The organism is Nonomuraea sp. NPDC049480 (genome assembly GCF_044465905.1).
Taxonomy (GTDB): Bacteria; Actinomycetota; Actinomycetes; order Streptosporangiales; family Streptosporangiaceae; genus Nonomuraea.
In genome coordinates this window covers 154,563-172,867 of the sequence record NZ_JBITMD010000017.1, presented here as the reverse complement: position 1 = coordinate 172,867, position 18,305 = coordinate 154,563, and the positions used below count along the sequence as shown (strand labels likewise).

General features: G+C 72.1%; 14 protein-coding genes. 8 read left to right on the top strand and 6 right to left on the bottom strand.

The window, feature by feature from the left end; genetic code table 11:
• Window positions 1–5: 5 nt before the first annotated feature.
• From ACIBX3_RS38855 to ACIBX3_RS38840, 4 genes are read right to left on the bottom strand one after another with little or no spacing between them, the layout of a single operon-like run.
• Window positions 6–3,707 carry a hypothetical protein gene (locus tag ACIBX3_RS38855; RefSeq protein WP_397125541.1) on the bottom strand — a complete coding sequence of 1,234 codons (3,702 nt, stop codon included), beginning with the start codon at window positions 3,705–3,707 and terminating at the stop codon, window positions 6–8.
• Complete coding sequence (locus ACIBX3_RS38850) at window positions 3,704–4,516, bottom strand: carbohydrate ABC transporter permease (RefSeq protein WP_397125540.1); 813 nt, start codon at window positions 4,514–4,516, stop codon at window positions 3,704–3,706. The genes ACIBX3_RS38855 and ACIBX3_RS38850 overlap by 4 nt, the downstream gene beginning before the upstream one ends.
• A complete protein-coding gene (locus tag ACIBX3_RS38845) occupies window positions 4,513–5,430 on the bottom strand; it encodes a carbohydrate ABC transporter permease (protein ID WP_397125539.1) in 918 nt (305 codons plus the stop codon). Before ACIBX3_RS38845 ends, ACIBX3_RS38850 begins: the two co-directional genes overlap by 4 nt.
• Window positions 5,431–5,435: 5 nt before the next feature.
• On the bottom strand, window positions 5,436–6,749 hold the full coding sequence (locus ACIBX3_RS38840; RefSeq protein WP_397125538.1) for an extracellular solute-binding protein: 1,314 nt from the start codon (window positions 6,747–6,749) through the stop codon (window positions 5,436–5,438).
• Window positions 6,750–6,891: 142 nt separating this feature from the next.
• Between ACIBX3_RS38840 and ACIBX3_RS38835 the strand changes: the two genes are divergently transcribed.
• From ACIBX3_RS38835 to ACIBX3_RS38810, 6 genes are all read left to right on the top strand, one after another.
• Window positions 6,892–7,677 (top strand): DeoR/GlpR family DNA-binding transcription regulator, encoded by a 786-nt coding sequence (locus tag ACIBX3_RS38835; RefSeq protein ID WP_397125537.1) that lies wholly within the window; start codon window positions 6,892–6,894, stop codon window positions 7,675–7,677.
• 94 nt (window positions 7,678–7,771) lie between these two features.
• Window positions 7,772–9,343: an alkaline phosphatase D family protein gene (locus ACIBX3_RS38830; protein ID WP_397125536.1), complete on the top strand. Its 1,572-nt coding sequence runs from the start codon at window positions 7,772–7,774 to the stop codon at window positions 9,341–9,343.
• A 12-nt stretch (window positions 9,344–9,355) separates the two neighbouring features.
• Entirely contained in the window at window positions 9,356–10,177 is an 822-nt protein-coding gene (locus ACIBX3_RS38825) for a discoidin domain-containing protein (protein WP_397125535.1), read from the top strand.
• A gap of 13 nt (window positions 10,178–10,190) precedes the next feature.
• Window positions 10,191–11,621, top strand: a complete 1,431-nt coding sequence (locus ACIBX3_RS38820; RefSeq protein WP_397125534.1) for an arabinose isomerase — start codon at window positions 10,191–10,193, stop codon at window positions 11,619–11,621.
• A gap of 105 nt (window positions 11,622–11,726) precedes the next feature.
• Window positions 11,727–12,866 carry a sensor histidine kinase gene (locus ACIBX3_RS38815; RefSeq protein ID WP_397125533.1) on the top strand — a complete coding sequence of 380 codons (1,140 nt, stop codon included), beginning with the start codon at window positions 11,727–11,729 and terminating at the stop codon, window positions 12,864–12,866.
• The gene (locus ACIBX3_RS38810) at window positions 12,863–13,519 is read left to right on the top strand and encodes a response regulator (RefSeq protein ID WP_397125532.1); all 657 of its coding nucleotides are present in this window, start codon (window positions 12,863–12,865) and stop codon (window positions 13,517–13,519) included. The genes ACIBX3_RS38815 and ACIBX3_RS38810 overlap by 4 nt, the downstream gene beginning before the upstream one ends.
• Here the strand turns inward: ACIBX3_RS38810 and ACIBX3_RS38805 are convergent.
• Entirely contained in the window at window positions 13,509–14,165 is a 657-nt protein-coding gene (locus ACIBX3_RS38805; RefSeq protein ID WP_397125531.1) for a DUF2306 domain-containing protein, read from the bottom strand. The genes ACIBX3_RS38810 and ACIBX3_RS38805 overlap by 11 nt on opposite strands.
• Window positions 14,166–14,319: 154 nt before the next feature.
• Between ACIBX3_RS38805 and ACIBX3_RS38800 the strand changes: the two genes are divergently transcribed.
• Both ACIBX3_RS38800 and ACIBX3_RS38795 read left to right on the top strand, forming a co-directional pair.
• Window positions 14,320–15,318: an NAD(P)-dependent alcohol dehydrogenase gene (locus ACIBX3_RS38800; protein ID WP_397125530.1), complete on the top strand. Its 999-nt coding sequence runs from the start codon at window positions 14,320–14,322 to the stop codon at window positions 15,316–15,318.
• A gap of 88 nt (window positions 15,319–15,406) precedes the next feature.
• Entirely contained in the window at window positions 15,407–16,219 is an 813-nt protein-coding gene (locus tag ACIBX3_RS38795) for an N-acetylmuramoyl-L-alanine amidase (RefSeq protein ID WP_397125529.1), read from the top strand.
• Window positions 16,220–16,273: 54 nt separating this feature from the next.
• On the opposite strand, the gene ACIBX3_RS38790 is transcribed toward ACIBX3_RS38795, so the two are convergent.
• Window positions 16,274–18,178: a S41 family peptidase gene (locus ACIBX3_RS38790; RefSeq protein ID WP_397125528.1), complete on the bottom strand. Its 1,905-nt coding sequence runs from the start codon at window positions 18,176–18,178 to the stop codon at window positions 16,274–16,276.
• Between the last annotated feature and the right edge of the window lie 127 nt (window positions 18,179–18,305).

The window sequence follows — 18,305 nt, the reverse complement described above, 5'->3', positions numbered from 1 at the left end:
CGTGGTCATGGGTGCCGCAGGCGCACCGGGCCGAACAGGCCGGTGCCGCGCTGGCCGGGGAAGACGAAGTGCGTGGGGCTGACCTCGTCGAGGTACGGACCCAGGGTGCCGAGCACGAGGATCTCGACGGTGTTGTCGCCGTCGTCCCATTCGACGTCGAAGACATACGGCGAGCACACCCTGACGCCGCAGGGCCGCCCGTTGACCGTGACCTCCGCCGTGCCCCGCACCCGGCCCAGATCTACGACGCCCGGCCCGGACCGGGCCGCGGCGGTGGTGCGGTAGCGCACGCCGCCGCTGTAGCCGGCCAGCCCCTGCTCCTCCCAGTCCCCGAGCCGCATGCGGCCGGGCCCGCAGGTGAACCGGACGGGTCCGGCGAACGCCGCCCCCGCCTGCGCGCCGGGGACCGTGGCCACGCGTAGCTCCAGGCCCCCGCCGCTCGCGGGGACGACCTCCACCGGGCCGGCCGCGTCCACGTCGACGCCGGTCATCCCGGGCGGCGGGTCCAGGAGGAAGCGCTCGGCCCGCGCGCGGGCGCCGGGGACCGCGAACGTGGCGGGCAGGGCGGTCGGACGCCCGTCGAGCCAGCCGGCCTCGGGCAGCGGGTGCGGGCGTGGGCGCAGGCAGAGGGCGGCGGGGTCGCCGTGCTGGCGTCTGCGTACCCGGGGGCGGGGCGACCAGCCGGGGCCGGAGACGGCCAGGCCGTCGACCAGAACCCAGCCGTCCGACTCGATCCGGATCGTGTTGTCGCCCGGTCGCAGCAGGCAGGACACGTCGTAGCGGCGCACACGCGGGACGTCGGCCTCCGCGTAGGGGTCGAAGCCGCCCTGCCGGCCCGCCTCCGACCCGTTGACCAGCACCCGGCAGAACGCGGTGGAGGCCACCTGGAGCAGCGCATCGCCGTGATCGGGGCGTACGACGGTCTCCAGCGGCGTGCCGGAGATCCATTCGGGGCGGGCGGCGTCGGCCGGGTCGGCCACCAGGCAGACGTAGGCGCGCAGGTCGAGCTCCTCGTCCGGGACGAGCAGCAGCTCCAGCAGGTGCTCGCCGGGCGCGACGGGCGAGCGGGCGACGGCGGCGTACCCCGCGTCGTCCAGTGTCCGCTCCACGCCGTCGAGCCAGAGGGTCTTGGCGGCCCCGGCGCCGATGGCGAGCCGGCCGCCGCCGGGCGGCACGGTGAGCACCGTACGGAAACGGGCCCGCGCGCCCGCCGACACGCGGCCGAATGCGAGGAATTCCGCCGGGACGTGCCCTTTGGGGCCGAGCGTCTCCCGGTGGATCGGATCCTTGCGCAGGCCACGCGAGGCCGACCACACCGAGGGCGTCCACGGGCCGTCGCCTACGCGTTGCTCCCCCCGCGGCCCGAACGTCACGGCCACGGGTTCCCCGTCCGGCGTCCGCAGCGTCCAGCGTTCGACTGTCGCGCCGCCGCCGAAGTCCGACCAGGTGTCGTCCAGCGTGGGAACGAGCTCGACGTCCCATTCGTCCCCGAGTTCGGCCTCCACCGGGTACGCGGGCCGGGGCGGCGCGGGCTCCACCTGCGATCCGTCGAACACCAGCAGCGCGGCCGGCCCGTCGTCGAACGGCACGACCACCTCCACCGCGTCCCCGTCCCGCGTGTGCGGCAGCGCGACGGGCTCGCCGCCGGCGAAGGGCCGGGCCAGCTTCGGGGTGCCTCGCACGCCGCGGACGACGACCCGCGTCTCGCGGGCGTAGCGGGCCGGGTCGAAGTCGATTTCGGCGTCCAGCCAGCCCAGCTCCACGCCGCGTTCCTCCGGCCGTCCGACGGAGATCCTGCTGGCCATGGGAAAGGCCGCCGTCAGGAACACCAGCGTGGTGTCGCCCGCCTCGCGCACCAGGGTGGGCACCGGGGCCTCGACCCGCCGGGGCATCCCGGCCAGCGCCTCGCCCAGGTGGCCGGGGGTCTCCACGTAGCGGACCCGGCCGCGCAGGGCGTCCGGGACCGCGCCGACGGCGACGAGCAGGCCGCCGGCCGCCGCGAACTCGCCCAGCCTGGCGGCGACGTCGTCGTCGAGGACCGTCACGGCGGGCAGGATGATCGCCCGGTACGCCTCGTCGGACACCGTCAGCCGTCCGCCGGCGACGGCCGCGCGCCGCACCGAGTCCTCGTCGATCACGTCGGCGTCCAGGCGGAGCCGGTCGAGAACGCCGGGCTTGGCGGCGAACCACGCCATGTCACCGACGATCTCCCGGTACACCTCCTGCGCCCGCAAGGCCCGCCTTCCGGCCTCACCGGCCACCTGCGATCCGGCCCCGCCGGCCGGGGACGCCGCCTCGTCCAGCACGTCCCCGCCCGCCCCGGCCCTCTCGCCCCGGGGCACCTCCGGCCCGGCCCTCTCACCATGAGGCACCTCCGGCCCGGAGCACTCCGGCCGGACGCCGGACGGCAGTGCCGTGCCCGATGCCGCGGCGCCCGAAGCGGCCACGTCTGGAAGCGGGCCGGAAGGGACCGGGTGGGACGGCGCCGCATCGACCCGCGCCACGGACGCGGGCAGATCGGATACGGCCCGGCCAGGAGTCCCGTCCAGCGCGGTGCCCGCCTGGGCGGTGGCGGTGGGCAGGAGGACCGCGACGTCGCAGGCGTGGCGCCCCAGGGACAGGGCGGCGCACAGGCGGGTCACGGCGTCGGCGAAGACGCGGTGGTGGCGCCAGTACGGCTGCCGCCAGTCGGTGGACGGCGGCGCCCACTCCCACCAGCCGCGCTTGGTCGTGTAGTAGACCGCGTGCGGGTTGTACAGCGTCGCCCCGGCCCGCAGCCAAGGCAGAAGCCAGTCGAAAGTCTCCTCCAGCGTGCCGCCCCAGCCGCTGGAGTGGAACGCCTCGATCCAGGTGCGCGGCCGCCCGTACAGGTGGGCCAGGGAGGAGTGCAGGCGGGCGTCGCCGTGGTGGTCGGAGCCGGGCGCGCCGAACCAGCGGTGCGTACGCGCGTAGTCGGCGTACAGCCGCACCCCGTCGACCGGATGCCCGGCCCGCGCCGGGTCCTGCTGGTCGCAGCCGCCCAGCAGCCCGTGCCGCGCGTGCCATTCGGCCAGCGGCCGGAAGAACGCCTCCTCGGCCAGCTCCGCCCTGGTCCGCTGGTAGGCCTGCCAGTCCGGCTCGGCCGCCGAGAACTCCGCGCCCCGCCTGGTGCGGTACTCCTGAGCGAAGCGGGAAGACCAGGTGGGCAGCGTCGGCAGCTCGTCCTGGAACGACCCGGCGATCACCCGGCCGAACCAGTGCCCGGCCCGCCGCTCGAACTCGCCGTGCACCCGGTCCAGCAGCACCGCGCACGCCTCCGGCGACAGGTAGTCGAAGCCGCGGAGCCTGACGGAGCCGTCGGCGGCCAGCCACTGGCCGGCGAACTCCGGACGTTCCTGGACCAGCCGGGCCTGGAGGTCGGCGCCGGAGAAGCCGAGCTGGTCGTAGAACCACAGGTACGCGCCCAGTTCGTACGCGTCCGCGCACACCCCGTCGAGCAGCTCCCACCACGCCTCGGACAGGAAGGGCGGGTCGTCGGCGTCGGCGCCGAACATCGGCCCCGAGGGGGCGAGGTTCAGGATGACGAGGTTGCGCACTCCCCCGGCCACCAGCCGCTCGAGCTGCCAGCGCAGCCGGTCGCGGCGCAGCGGCTCGCCGCTCCACCACCAGATGGCCGCCGGGGAGTACGCCCGGGGCGGCTCGCCGCGGAACACGTCGAAGACGTTCATCCCTTGAGCCCGCTGGAAAAGCCCTTGATCACATAGCGCTGCAGCGCCAGGAACACCGCCACGATCGGCAGCGCGCCGAGCACCAGCCCGGCGAAGACGAGGCCGTGCTGCGAGACGTACTGGCCGACGTAGGCGAAGATGCTCACCGGGACCGTCTCGTAGCCGGAGCCGCCCAGGTAGACCAGCGGGGTGAAGAAGTCGTTCCAGATGAAGACGGCGTTGAGGATCAGCACGGTGCCGGTGATGGGCCGCAGCAGCGGGAAGACCACGCGGGTGAACGCCGTCAGGTGCGAGGCGCCGTCGATCTGGGCGGCGCCGGCGTACTCGCGGGGCAGCGCCCGGATGAATCCCGTGTAGAGGAAGACGGTGAACGGCAGCTGGATGCCGGTGTAGAAGAGGATCATCCCGGCGTGCGTGCCGATCAGCCCCAGATCGCTCACCAGCTCGTACAGAGGGATCATGCCGAGCTGGAACGGCAGGACGATGCCCAGCAGGAACAGGATGTACAGGCCGTAGCCGAGGCGGGTCCGCACGCGGGCCAGGAAGTAGGCGGCGAAGGAGCCGAGCACGATGAGCGCCACCAGGCTCGCCACGGTGATCACGGTGCTGTTCACCAGAGACGGGCCGAGCGCCGCGGCCGACCAGGCGGTGGTGAAGTTGCCGGACGTGGGCGGGTCCGGCAGTGCCAGCGGTGTCTGGGCGATCTGCGCCGGATCCTTCAGCGACAGGGAGACCAGGATGTAGACGGGGAACAGGAACGCCACCGCCACCGCGATCATGACGACTTCCAGGAGGAAGGTCCTTCTCACGTGCTCACCTCCCGGCCGCGCAGGTAGGAGACCTGGACGAGGGAGACCGCGGCCACGAACAGCGCCAGCACCAGGGCGACCGCGGTGCTGTAGCCGAACTTGCCGAACACGAACGCCTGCTTGTACAGCACCGTGGACAGGGTCTCGGTGGCATAGCCGGGGCCGCCGTTGGTGGCGGCGAAGACCTGGTCGAACAGCTTGAGGCCGCCGATCGTGGACAGCATCAGGTTGATCGTCACGGCGGGGGCCAGCAGCGGCCAGGTCACGTAGCGGAAACGCTGGAAGGTGCCCGCCCCGTCGATCATGGCCGCCTCGTGCAGCTCGCGAGGCACGCCCTCCAGCCCGGCCAGGAAGATGACCATGGAGTACCCGGCGTACTGCCACACCACCATGCCGGCGATGGACCACAGCGCCACCGACGGGTCGCCGAGCCAGTCGACGCGCAGGCCGAGCAGCCCGTTCAGGCCCGCGGACGGGTCGGGGTTGTAGATGTACTTCCACAGGAACGCCACCATGACCGGGCTGACCACGACCGGCGCGAAGAAGATCACGCGGAGCAGGGCGCGGCTCTTCAGCCTGGCGTGCACGCCGAGGGCCAGCAGCAGCCCGACGCCGTTCTGGACGACCACGATGGCCAGGGTCAGCAGCAACGTGTTGCCGATCGAGCCCATGGCCTGCTCGTCGCCCAGCAGCGTGCGGAAGTTGGCCAGGCCGACGAAGGACATGTCCCGGCCGATCCCGCTCCAGTCGGTGAACGCGTACACCACGCCGCTGACCGCCGGATAGAGCACGACCAGCGCGTACACCACGAGAGCGGGCGCGGCGAACAGCCAGGGCGGGGTTTCGGCGCTGAAGCGCCCCCCGAATCGACGGCGCCGCGCGACGCCGGCCCGGCGCGCCCGCCGAGCGGTCATCGAGGTCACTTCCGGTACGCCTCGTCCATCTTCTTCAGCGCCTCGTCGATCGTCGCATCACCGGCCAGCAGCTCCTGGATCACCGCGAAGTGCACGGGCTGCACCTCGGCGTTGGGCCAGCGCTGGTCCATGAACGGCACCGCCCGGTCCTTGGTGAACGGCAGGAACGACTCCACGGCCGGGTCGATGGCCGAGGAGGCGTCCTGGGTGAGCGGGATGGCGGCGATCTCCTTGGCCCAGGCGTTGATGTTCTCCTGCTTGCCGAGGAAGTCGATGAACGCCTTGGCCTCCTCGGCGTTCTTGCCCTTGGCGCCGGCGCCGAGCCCGACGACCACCCCGGCCGGGATCCACACGGAGCTCGCGTCGTCGGCGCCCGGCACGGGGAACATCGACAGGTCGTCGGGCGAGGAGGCGGCCTTGCGGAAGTCCGGCAGGACGGCCGAGACCTGGATCGCCATGGCGGCCTTGCCGGTGGCCACCATGGAGGTCTGCTGCTCGAAGGTGGTGCCGTTCGGCTTGTCGTTGAAGAAGCCGCGTTTCTGCAGCTCCAGGTACATCTCCATGGCCTGGCGCCAGCCCGACTGGGCGAAGCTCGCCTGCCCGGCCAGCTGCTTGTCGTCGAAGGACGGGTCCTTGGCGTAGACGGTCGAGGGCACCAGCGCGTACGTGATGAGCTGGGTGACCCACGGCGTCTGCGCGCCCAGCGCGATCGGCACCACGCCGGCCTTCTTCAGCTTGTCGCAGAGCGCGAGGAACTCGCTCCAGGTGGCCGGCGGTGACGCGACGCCGGCCTTCTCGAAGACCTTCTTGTTGTAGACGGCTCCGATGACCGACGAGCCGGCCGAGAAGATGTAGGTCTTGCCGTCGAGCTGGAAGGCGGGCTTGAAGCCCGCCGGGATCGTCTTGGTCCACGCCTGCGCCGACAGGTCGGCCAGCAGTCCGGCCCCGGCGATCTGGGACATCGACATCGCGCTGCCGTTGCCCGGGTACACCACATGCAGGTCGGGGGCGTTGCCGGCGCCGAGCTGGGTGCGCAGCGAGGTCTGCACCTGGTCGGTCGGGGCGTAGGAGGCGGCGATGCGCACGGACGGCTTGGCCTGCTGGTAGGCGGCCGCCAGCTTGTCCATCGGCGCCTTCTGGTCGGCCACGCCGACGAACTTGAGCTCGGTCGCGGCGCCGCCGCCGGTCGTCGCAGTGGTATCCGGCCTGGTGGAGCAGCCTGAGTTGACGACAGTGACGGCCGTGGCCGCGGCCAGGCCGCCCATCATCCGCAGAAACCGCCCGCGGCTCACCTTGGCCTCGTGCAGAAGGTCGGTCATGCCGGCGCCCACCTCCGTGAACTGGTTGTTAAGTTAACAGCCAATTTGTTAAAAGTGATATATCTGCGGAGGTTACGAGTCGCTCGAGACCGGTGTCAAGGGATAAGATTCGCAGCCGGCCACAACGGGTGAGAGGGCTTCGGTGGAGTCGCGTAACCACACCCCCAGCAAGTCGGCCCGGTGGCGGGGCATGGTGGAGCACATCGTCCGCCAGGGCTCCGCCTCGGTGACGGAGCTCGCCGAGAGCTTCGGCGTGAGCGTGATGACCGTTCACCGCGACCTCGACGAGCTGGAGCGCCAGGGCATGGTGCGCAAGGTCCGCGGCGGCGCCACCGCCCAGCCCAGCAACGTCTGGGAGAGCAACATCGCCTACCGGCTCCAGGCCCACACCGCCGAGAAGGACGCGATCGCCCGCGTGGTGGCGGGGATGATCGAGCCGGGCAGCTCGGTCATGCTCGACGACTCCACGACGGCGCTGGCCGTGGCCCGCCACCTGAGCGAACTGGCCCCGCTCACCGTGGTGACGAATTTCCTGGAGGCGATCAGGCTGCTCACCGGGCGGCGCGACATCCGCCTCATCGCGCTCGGCGGCGAATACCACGCCACCCACGACTCCTTCCTCGGCCTGGGCTGCGTGGAGGCGGTCGAGGCGGTGAGCACCGACGTGGTCGTGGTCTCCACCTCGGCCATCTCCGATGAGTACGCCTACCACCAGGAACAGGAGATCGTCCTGGTGAAGCGGGCGATGCTGCGCGCGGGCGCCCGCCGCATCCTGGCCGTAGACGGCTCCAAGCTGGCCCGGGTGGCGCTGCACCGGGTCGCGCCGCTCGACGACTTCGACGTCGTCGTGGTCGACTCGGCCGCCCCGGCCGAGCGGCTCCAGCGGCTGCGCGACCGGCACCGCAACGTCCAGGTGGCACAGATGTAACGCTAAAGGACGTTATTTGTAACTAGAGTCTTGTTACACGCTCGCCCGCTTGCTACAAAGTGAGGGCTTTCGCCCCCCAGCTTAGGAAGCAAGCATGGATGGCCCTTCGCGTCGATCCTTCCTCGGCCTCGGCGGCGCCGCGTTCGCCCTGGCCTTCACCACCGGCCTCGCCGATCCCTGGACGGCGCGGGCGAGCGTGCGCGGCGGAGACTACCCCTTCCAGCTCGGCGTGGCCTCGGGTGATCCGCTGCCCGACCGGGTGATCCTCTGGACCCGGCTGGCGCCCAGGCCGCTGGAGCCGCTCGGCGGGCTGCCGTACAACACGATCAAGGTCGACTGGGAGATCGCCGAGGACGAGGCGTTCACCAGGCGCGTCCGGCACGGCTCCACCCGGGCCACCCCCGAGTACGGTCACTCCGTCCACGTGGACGCCAAGGGCCTGCGGCCCGGCCGCGAGTACTTCTACCGTTTCCGCACCGGCGGCGAGATCAGTCCCGTGGGCCGGACGAAGACCGCGCCCGCGCCGCGGAGCAGCCCCGAGGCGCTGCGCCTGGCCTTCGCCTCGTGCGCGTCGTGGCAGGACGGCTACTACAGCGCCTACCGCCACCTGGCCGAGGAGAACCCCGACGTGGTCTTCCACCTCGGCGACTACATCTACGAGTACGGCATCGTGCCGATGGGCGGCCTGCGGAACACGCCCGTGCCCGAGCAGTTCCGCGTGCAGTGCGACACCCTCGACCGCTTCCGCGTCCAGTACGGCCTCTACAAGAGCGACCCCGACCTGCAGGCCGCGCACCACCGGGCGCCGTGGATCGTCACCTGGGACGACCACGAGGTGCTCGACAACTGGGCGGGCCCGCACGGCCCCGGCGGCGAGGTGACCGAGCAGGACTACCTGGTGATCCGCGCCAACGCCTTCCGCGCCTTCTGGGAGAACATGCCCGTACGGGCGCCGGCCGTGCAGGGCCCGGACGCCCGGATCCACCGCAGGTTCACCTTCGGCGACCTGGCCGAGTTCAACGTGCTCGACACCCGGCAGTACCGCGACGACCAGGTCTGCGGCGACGGGCAGCAGGTGGACTGCGCCGCCCGCCTCGACCCCGCCAGGCAGATGCTCGGCGCCGAGCAGGAGTCCTGGTTACTCGACGGCCTGGGCGGCTCGCGCGCCAAGTGGAACGTGCTGGCCCAGCAGGTCGCCATGATCCAGCTCGACTTCGATCAGGGACCCGCGCAGCGCCTCAGCATGGACCTCTGGGACGGCTACAAGGCCGCCAAGGACCGCCTGATCAACGGCATGATCGAGCGCCGGGTGAGCAATCCCGTGGTGCTGACCGGCGACATCCACTACAACCTGGCCGGCGAGCTCAAGGCGAACTTCGACGACCCGGCCTCGCCCACGGTCGGCGTGGAGTTCGTCGGCACGTCCGTCAGCAGCGGCGGCAACGGCAACGCCCAGACGGGGCTGCCGCCGGGCGGCAGCGACCCGGTCAACCCGCACCTCAGGTTCTCCAGCTACCAGCGCGGCTACGTCTCCTGCGAGGTGACCCGCGACCGGTGGCGGGCCGATTTCAAGGTCGTCCCGTACGTGGACCGGCCCGGCGCGCCGGTCTCCACCAGGGCGAGCCTGGTCACCCTCGACGGCGCCCCCGGCCTGCACGCGCTCTAGGAAGGAACGATCATGCGTTACCTCACCGCGGCGCTCGCCCTCGCGCTCTCCCTCGGGGCCTCCTGGGAGCCCAGAGTGACCCCCATCGCGGGCGCCGGCCGCCTGATCGCCCCGCTGGGCGTGGACCCCGCCTGCCCCGCCAAGATCGAAATCGGCATGCGCAGCGAGGAGAGGAAGCCCGCGTACGCCACCATGCGGGTCGAGACCGACCCGCCGCTGACCGCCTCCCGCTCGATGCTGACCAGCTACCTGCCGCCCGGCTACGAGCTCGGGGCGAAGCTGCTGGTCGCCGTCCCGCCCGACGCGAAGGAGGGCACCTACGGGCTGCGCCTGCGCGCCTCCGGCCGGACGCTGGAGGTGCCCGTCGAGGTCATGCCCGTGGACCGGCTGGACAACGGCGGCAACCACGCGCTGCGCCGGCCCGTCACCGCCTCCTCGCAGCACACCAACGCCAACTACCCGCCGTGCAGCGTCGCCGACGGCGACCGGTCCTCCAACGGCTGGGCCGGCGGCAACGGCTGGAACGACGCCACCGGCCGGGCCTGGCCCGACACCGTCGCCGTCGCGCTCGGCGGCCCGCGCCAGGTCTCCCGCGTGGAGCTGTACACGCTGGACACCGAGCGCTACCCCGCCGCGATCTACGGGCTGCGGGACTGGGACGTCCAGGCGCAGGTGGGCGGCCAGTGGCAGACGGTCGCGCAGGTGCGCGGCAACACCGCGGGCAGCGCGCGCTCGGACTTCGCGCCCGTCACCGCGGACGCCGTCCGCGTCGTCGCGCTCGCCTCGAACGGCGCCAACGACTACACCCGGATCATCGAGGTCGAAGTCCGCTGAAGGGAGAGAACCGGTGAGCACGTTCACTCGGATCACACCGCCCCCGACCAAGGTGGGGCTGGTCGCCGGAGGACTGGGGGCGTACTGGCCGCAGTTCCCCGACCTGCTGCCGCAGCTCCAGCGCTCGTCCGCGCGGGTGGCCGAGCGCATGAAGGCGCTGGACTGCGAGGTGGTGGACGTCGGTTTCATCTCCGACGCCCAGGAGGGCGCGGCGGCGGCGGAGAAGCTGCGCGAGGCGGGGTGCGACCTCATCGTCGGGTTCCTCACGACGTACATGACGGCCACGATGCTCGTGCCGATCGCGCAGCGCAGCGGCGCGCCCGTGCTGCTGATCAACCTGCAGCCGACCGAGTCGATGGACCACGCCACGTTCGACACGGGCCAGTGGCTGGCCTACTGCGGCGCCTGCCCGCTGCCGGAGATGGCCAACGCGTTCACCCGCTGCGGCATCCCGTTCCGCTCGGTCTCCGGCTACCTGGAGGACGAGCGGGCGTGGGACCGGATCGGCCGGTGGGTGCGGGCGGCCGCCGTGCGCGCCGCGCTGCGGCGGGGACGGCACGGCCTGATGGGGCACCTGTACCCGGGCATGCTGGACGTGGCCACCGACCTCACCCTGGTCAGCGCGAACTTCGGCGGGCACGTCGAGGTGCTGGAATTCGACGACCTGCGGGTACGCGTGGAGAAGGTCACCGACGGCGAGACCGCCGAGCGCGTCGAGCTGGCCCGCGAGGTGTTCGAGCTCGCGGACTCCGTGAACGACGAGGACCTGGCGTGGGCCGCGCGCGTGTCGGCCGGGCTGGACCGGCTGGTCGACGACTTCCAGCTGGACAGTCTGGCGTACTACCACCGCGGGCTCGACGGCGAGATCCACGAGCGGCTCGGGGCCGGCATGATCCTCGGCGCGTCCCTGCTCACGGCCCGCGGCGTGCCGGCGGCCGGCGAGTACGAGCTGCGCACGTCGCTCGCCATGCTGATCATGGACCGGCTGGGCGGCGGCGGCTCGTTCACGGAGCTGCAGGCGCTCGACTTCGCCCGCGGCCACGTGGAGATGGGCCACGACGGGCCCGCCCACCTGGCCATCAGCTCACGCCGCCCGCTGCTGCGCGGGCTCGGCGTCTACCACGGCAAGCGCGGGTGGGGCGTGTCGGTCGAGTTCGACGTGACGCGGGGGCCGGTCACGGCGTTCGGGCTGCGGCAGGCGCGGGACGGCGGGTACGGGTTCGTGGTGTCGGAGGGCGAGGTGGTGGAGGGTCCGCTGCTGCGGATCGGGAACACGACGTCGCGGGTGGACTTCGGCTGCGACCCGGGTGAGTGGACCGACGCCTGGAGCGCCAGCGGCATCTCCCACCACTGGGCCCTCGGCACCGGCCACCGCCTGGCCGACCTCCGTGCGGTGGCCGACCTCCTGGGCGCGGACCTGACCCACGTCCAGCCCGGCCGCTGAGCCCGCCGGCGGCTCCTCCGCCCGGCGTCGCGGCGCGAAGCGCGCGTTGTCGTCCGGCCTGGTGGCGTGGGCCGGTCGGGTGGCGCGGTCTCGTACGATGATGGCGTGCGCGGTCTTCTTCGCTCCGTGTGGAACGAGCCACGTCCCCCCAGCGTGCCGCGCCGGACGTGGTGGGACTGGGCGCTCGTGGGCGTGCTCGTGCCGCTCGCGGTTGTCGAAGGGGTGCTGCGGCCGGACCTTCCGTGGCGGGCCGTCTCGGTCGCCGTCACCATCGCGCTGGTGCCCACGCTGTTGTGGCGGCGGACCAAGCCGCTGCTGATGGCCTTGATCATGTTCGTCGGCACGAGCCTGGCCCCGCTCCTGATGGGCGGCACCTCCTTGGACGCGTACACGATGGTGTACGTCCTGATACTGATCTACTCGCTGTATCGGTGGGGATCCGGCCGCGAGGCCGTGATCGGATTCCTGATCACGCTGGGCGTGGTGTGCGCCTCGATCGTCTCGGGCCGGCTGATCTCCGGCGACCTGGTGGGCGCGTTCGCCGTGATGTTCTCCTGCCTCACGCTGGGCGTGGCGTTCCGCTACCGGGCGCGGGCCCGGCTGCGCGAGCTCGACCAGGTCAAGCTCCTCCAACGCGAGCAGCTCGCGCGCGACCTGCACGACACCGTCGCCCACCACGTCTCGGCGATGGCGATCCGCGCCCAGGCGGGCCTGGCGGCGTCGGCGACGCAGCCGGACGCCGCGACCGACGCGCTGCGCGTGATCGAGGCCGAGGCGTCGCGCACCCTGGCCGAGATGCGGGCCATGGTGCACCTCCTGCGCAGGAACGAGCCGGCGGAGCTGACACCGGGCAAGCACATCGCCGATCTGAAAGAGCTGGCCGGCCGGGGCCGGGTCGGCCCGGCGGTCGCCGTGGAGATCAGCGGCGACCTCGACGGCGTCCCCCCGTCGGTCGGGGCCGCGATCTACCGCATCGCGCAGGAGTCGGTCACCAACGCCCGGCGGCACGCGCGGCACGCCACCCGCATCGACGTCAGCGTGGCCGCCGACGACACGTCGGTGCGCCTGCGGGTGAGCGACGACGGCGACAGTGTCTCCGGCCGGACGATCGCGACGCCGGGGTATGGTCTCATCGGCATGATCGAACGCGCCGGCCTGCTGGGCGGCACCTGCGAGGCCGGCCCGAATCCCGGCCGGGGATGGACGGTGACGGCCGTGTTACCACGTACCAGGGTGGCGACATGAGCATCAAGGTGATCGTGGCCGACGACCAGGAGATCGCCCGCACCGGGCTGCGGATGATCCTCGACGCCCAGCCTGGTATCGAGGTCGTCGGCGAGGCCGGCGACGGGCGGCGGGCCGTCGAGCTCGCACGGCGGCTGCGGCCCGACGTGTGCCTGTTCGACATCCGCATGCCCGGCCTCGACGGGATCGAGGCCACCCGCCTGCTCGCCGGGCCGGACGTCGCGGACCCGCTGGCCGTGGTCGTCATCACCACGTTCGACCTCGACGAGTACGTCTACGCCGCGCTCCGGGCGGGCGCCAGGGGCTTCCTGCTCAAGGACGCGGGACCCGAGCTGCTCGCCCAGGCCATCCGGGCGGCCGCGGACGGCGACGCGCTCATCGCGCCGAACATCACGGCCCGGCTGCTGGGCGCGTTCGCCGGAGCCGGGCCGGCCGCGCCGCCGGCGCAGCCCATCGAGGCGCTCACCGACCGGGAGGAGCAGATTCTGGCGACGGTGGCGCGGGGGCGCACCAACAGCGAGATCGCCAAGGAGCTGCACATCTCGCTGAGCACGGTCAAGAGCCACGTCGGGAGCCTGATGACCAAGCTCGGCGTCCGCAACCGCGTCGAGATCGCGATGTGGGCGTACGAGACCAACCGGATCAAGAACTGACGCGGGGGCGCCGGCGCCGGCGGATGACCCATTCGGCGACGGCGACGTTGATCGCCCAGCCGGCGCCCAGGAGCAGCTGCCTGGTGAGCTCGCCGGGCGTGCCGCTGACCGCGATCCAGGCGGCCTGGGTCACCGCCTGCGTGCCCGCGCCCATGCCGATCGCGTAGCCGCGGGTCATCCAGGCGCGGTGGCGGGCGATGTCGCGCCGCCGGATCGCGGCGACGCCGAGCACGATGGAGACCACCATGGCCGAGCCGAACCCGAGCCGGAAGACCGTGAGCAGCCCCTGGTCGCCGGCCGGGAGGGCGTAGAACAGGGTCATCCACAGGCCGGACAACCCCACCACGAGGCCGCTCGGGACGAGGACCCGCCCGGCGGCGCGGTGCCAGCCGGGCCTGCGGCGGCGGAACCCGGGCGCGAACTGGAAGGCCCCCAGCACGCTGTACACGGTGACGGACACGATGTGCAGCACCACGGGCAGGGGCATCGCGAAGAACCGCTCGTTCGCCGGTGTGATGTCCGCGCCCGCGGTCAGCTCGGTCAGGCGGACGGCCCCGGCGACCACGGGGATGAAGCCGAGGACGAGCAGCCCGGCGGGGATCAGCCATCCCCGCCTGGTCGTGGCGGTGCGCTGGAGGGTGGTCATGCCTCGATGGTGACGGCCGGGACGGTGCCGGCTCATCGGCACAACGGCCCGCGCGGGACCGTCCTATCGGCCACCGGCGAGGTCGTACTTTCGGCTGTTACCCCGTCCGCGGCCTTTGGTCACACTGACGTTCACCCGACATGAGGAGAACGTGATGAAGGCCTTCGTCTCAAGCTCGTACGGCCCGCCCAGCGCCCTCGAGCTCAAGCACATCGACAAGCCCGAGCCCCGCGACGACGAGGTGCTGGTGCGGGTGCGCGCCACCTCCGTCCAGCCCTACGACTGGCACCTGATGCGCGGCGAGCCGTACGTCGCCCGCCTGATGCCCGGCGGCCTCGGGCTGCGCAAGCCGGGCATCCCGATCCTGGGGGCCGACCTGGCCGGGGAGGTCGAGGCGGTCGGGAAGGCCGTGACCGAGTTCCAGCCGGGCGACGAGGTGTACGCGATGTCCAAGCGGGACGGGTTCGGCGAGTACGCCTGTGTACGGGAGAGCGAGCTGGCGCCGAAGCCGCGGAACCTGTCGTTCGAGGAGGCCGCGGCGGTGCCGATGGCGGCCAACACGGCCCTGCTGGCCGTACGTGACGACGGGCGGCTCAAGCCGGGGCAGAAGGTCCTGGTCAACGGGGCGTCGGGAGGTGTGGGGACGTTCGCCGTGCAGCTCGCCAAGGCGTTCGGCGGCGAGGTCACCGGCGTCTGCAGCCACCGGAACGTGGATCTGGTGCGCTCGCTCGGCGCCGACGAGGTCGTCGACTACACCAAGGAGGACTTCACCCGGCAGGGCCGCCGCTACGACCTGGTGATCGACAACGCGAGCAGCCACGGTGCCTCCGCCTACCGGCGGGTTCTGAAGCCGGGGGGCGTCCACGTGCTGGTCGGCGGGCCGGGCGGCCGGTGGCTGCAGCCGGCCGGGACCATGTTCGCCGCGCTCGCGGCCTCACTGTTCCTGCCGCACAAGGTGACCCGGACGGACGTGGTCGCGTGCAAGGAGAACAAGCGGAACCTGATCACGCTGACCGAGCTCATCGAGGCGGGCGAGATCCATCCGGTGATCGACCGGCAGTACGCGTTCGAGGAGATCCCGGCGGCCGTCAGGTACCAGGAAGAGGGGCGCTCCTCGGGGAAGGTCGTCGTCACCGTGGCGAAGACCACGTAGGACATTTCCGGATTTCCCCAACCTCGATATGGGACAGCATGCAAAGATCTGTAAAGCGGTGATAGCAGACCGTTATGGAGGTCCCCTCATGCCGTTCTTGACCCAGCTCGCCGACGTCGCCCGCCGTACCGGCAGCCCGGTGACCGAAGTGGCCGGCTGGAAGACCCGCGGTCACGGGCCGCAACCCGAGGTGCAGGGCATCGTCTGCCACCACACCGCGGGCCCGGCCGGCGGCGGGGACTACCCGTCGCTCGCGGTGGTGCGCGACGGCCGGCCCGGGCTCGACGGGCCGCTGTCGCACTTCGGCCTCGGCAGGTCGGGCACCATCTACGTCATCGCCGCCGGCCGCTGCTGGCACAACGCGCCCTCGACCTCGCCGCGGCACGACAACTCCAGCTCGATCGGCATCGAAGCCGAGAACGACGGCAGGCAGCCCTGGCCGCAGGCGCAGAAGGACGCCTACGTCCGGCTGTGCGCGGAGCTCTGCCGCGAGTTCGGGCTGCCCGCCTCGCGCGTGAAGGCGCACCGGGAGGTCAACACCTCCAAGCCCGACCCGCACTCCATCGACATGAACGACTTCCGGAAGGCCGTCGAGGCCCTCCTCGAGGGCGGCGAGGAGTCGGAATTATCCTGGACGGAGAAGATCGTGAAGGACCTGCCGGTGATCCGGCCCGGTGACGACAACTACGACGTCAAGACCGTCAGAGGCTGCCTGTTCGCCCGGGGTCACGTGCCTTCCGCCGCGTACACGGGCATCCCGGAAGGGCTGCAGGGCTGGCTGGAGTCCACCCAGTGCGACTCCGGCCTGGTCGAGCTCATCCGCGGGTTCCAGCGGGCCAAGGGCCTCGACGAGGACGGCTCCGTCGGCCCGAAGACCTGGCCGTCGTTGCTGCGCGTGTGAAGGGCCGTGCCCCCGGCGCCCGGGGACACGGCCTGGGGAGACGGCCTGGGCGGCTCAGCGCGTGATCGTGCGGGCCGCCACGAGGTCGCCGTTCTGGAAGCCCTCCACGCGGATCACCCGGGCGGCGCCGATCCCGGGGACGGGGACCGTCACGTTCTCCTGCGACAGGTCCACCGACACCTTCGGCCGGCCGTCCAGGTAGACGTCGGCCCGGTCCAGGAACCGGGTCTGGAGGGCCAGCTCCTCGCCGGCCGCCGCGACCCGCGCGTCCAGGTGGCGCACCGGCTGGGCGGCGAGCAGCTGCCCGGCCCGCTCCAGCAGGTCCGCGTTGTCCTGGAGGACGTCGCGGCGGGTCATGCGGTGGCGGTGGTCCGGCGCCACGCCGAGGTCCTCGACGGGGGTGCCCGCGCGGTCGTGCACACGCAGGGTGCGCCGGATGGACACCCGCATGCCCGCCTCCCCCGGCAGCGGCCGGTACGGGCTGTCGGCCGCCGGTTCCGGCAGCTCCAGGAGCAGCTTGAGCAGCTGGTGGGTCCACACGTTGGCGCCGCCCGCGCCGGTGTTGTCGTCCACGCCCAGCACAGGGCCGATCTTGTGGTCCTGGAAGCCGGCGGCGAAGATGTCGGTCGCCGAGTAGCAGCGCGCGTCGGTGATCAGCACGACCGGGCCGTGGTAGCGCTGGCCGATGGCGTTGGCCCCGTCGGCGGGCGTGATGGGGAAGCCGCCCGAGTAGACGGCGCCGGTCTCCAGCGCCTGCTCCATCGAGGCGCACCACGGCGTGAGATCGATCTGGCCGGTCGGGTCGCCCTTGTGCTGGTGACAGATCCGCACGTTCAGCGGCGTCGTGATGAACTGCGTCGGCTCCGGCGTGATGGCGCGGGGGGTGAGCGTCTGCAGGAGGAACTCGCTGGCGAAGATGTGCCCGCCGCCGTTGCCGCGTACGTCGACGATGAGCCCGTTCTGCGGCAGCAGCCCGATGAGCCGGACGAACTCGGCCACGAACCCGTCGGGGTCGTTGACGTTGAAGGTGAACACGCGGATGTGGCCGTACGTGCCGGCCGCGGTGACCACGCTCCTGGCCCGGAACACCGACGGCATGGACGTCGGCACGTGCGCGCCCGGCGCCGCGGGCTCGGCCGTGAGGTCCGCGACGTCCAGCGCCTCCCTGGTCGTGATCGCCTCCGGGACGAAGAGCAGCTTGACGGCGCGGCCGATCTCGTCCGTGCCGAGGTCGAGGCCCTGGGCCACGGCCGCGGTGCTGAGCCGGTCGGCGTCGACGAAGGGCGGCAGGTTGTCGGCGACGCGCCATCTCTCCCGCAGCTCCTTGGCGATCCCGTCGCCGTTGACGTAGCTGAGCGTCACCCAGTCCTCCTCCGGCGGCACGTGCATGCGCAGCGGCCGGATCGTGAGCGACTGCAGACCGCGCGAGTGCCGCGCCGCCGGGTTGCTTCCCGCGAAGCGCGCCGCGTTCAGCGCCACCACCCGGTCGATCGGGACGCCGTTCCAGTGGGTCACCTCCACGCCCGGGCCGAACCCCGGCGCGGAGAAGCCCTCGACGACCCTGGTCACCACGTAGTGGCGGTCCTCGCCCTCGTAGTACTCCTCGATCTGGTACGGCAGGTACGCGATCTTGCTGGCGTAGGGCTGTGGCAGCAGGTAGTTCGTGTGCAGGTCGCGTACCGAGTGGAAGATCTCCGACAGCTCCGCGTGGAAGCGCCACTCCGGATCCATGCTCGTCTCGGTCTGCCTGCTGAGCCGCAGGCCGAGCAGCCGTAGCCGCTGGACCGGGTTCACCGCGTGCATCGCGACCTTGAGCGGCAGATGCGCGTAGTTCTGCTCGATGAGCAGCAGCGCCTGCTGGACCAGCGTGCGCCTGTCGGCGGGCGTCAGTGTGCCCGCCGTGCGCAGGAAGTCCCGCAGCTCCGCCGATTTCGCCATCGGACCTGATGCCTGGGTCATGCCTCCACCCATCCCTCGGTCGTGGGCGCCCCCGTACCGCGCCGCCCGACCTCCTCGAAGCCGACTCGTTTGCAGCAGGCTGACACGTCCCCCGGGGCGGCGCCCCGGGGAACGCCCTAGGACTTTC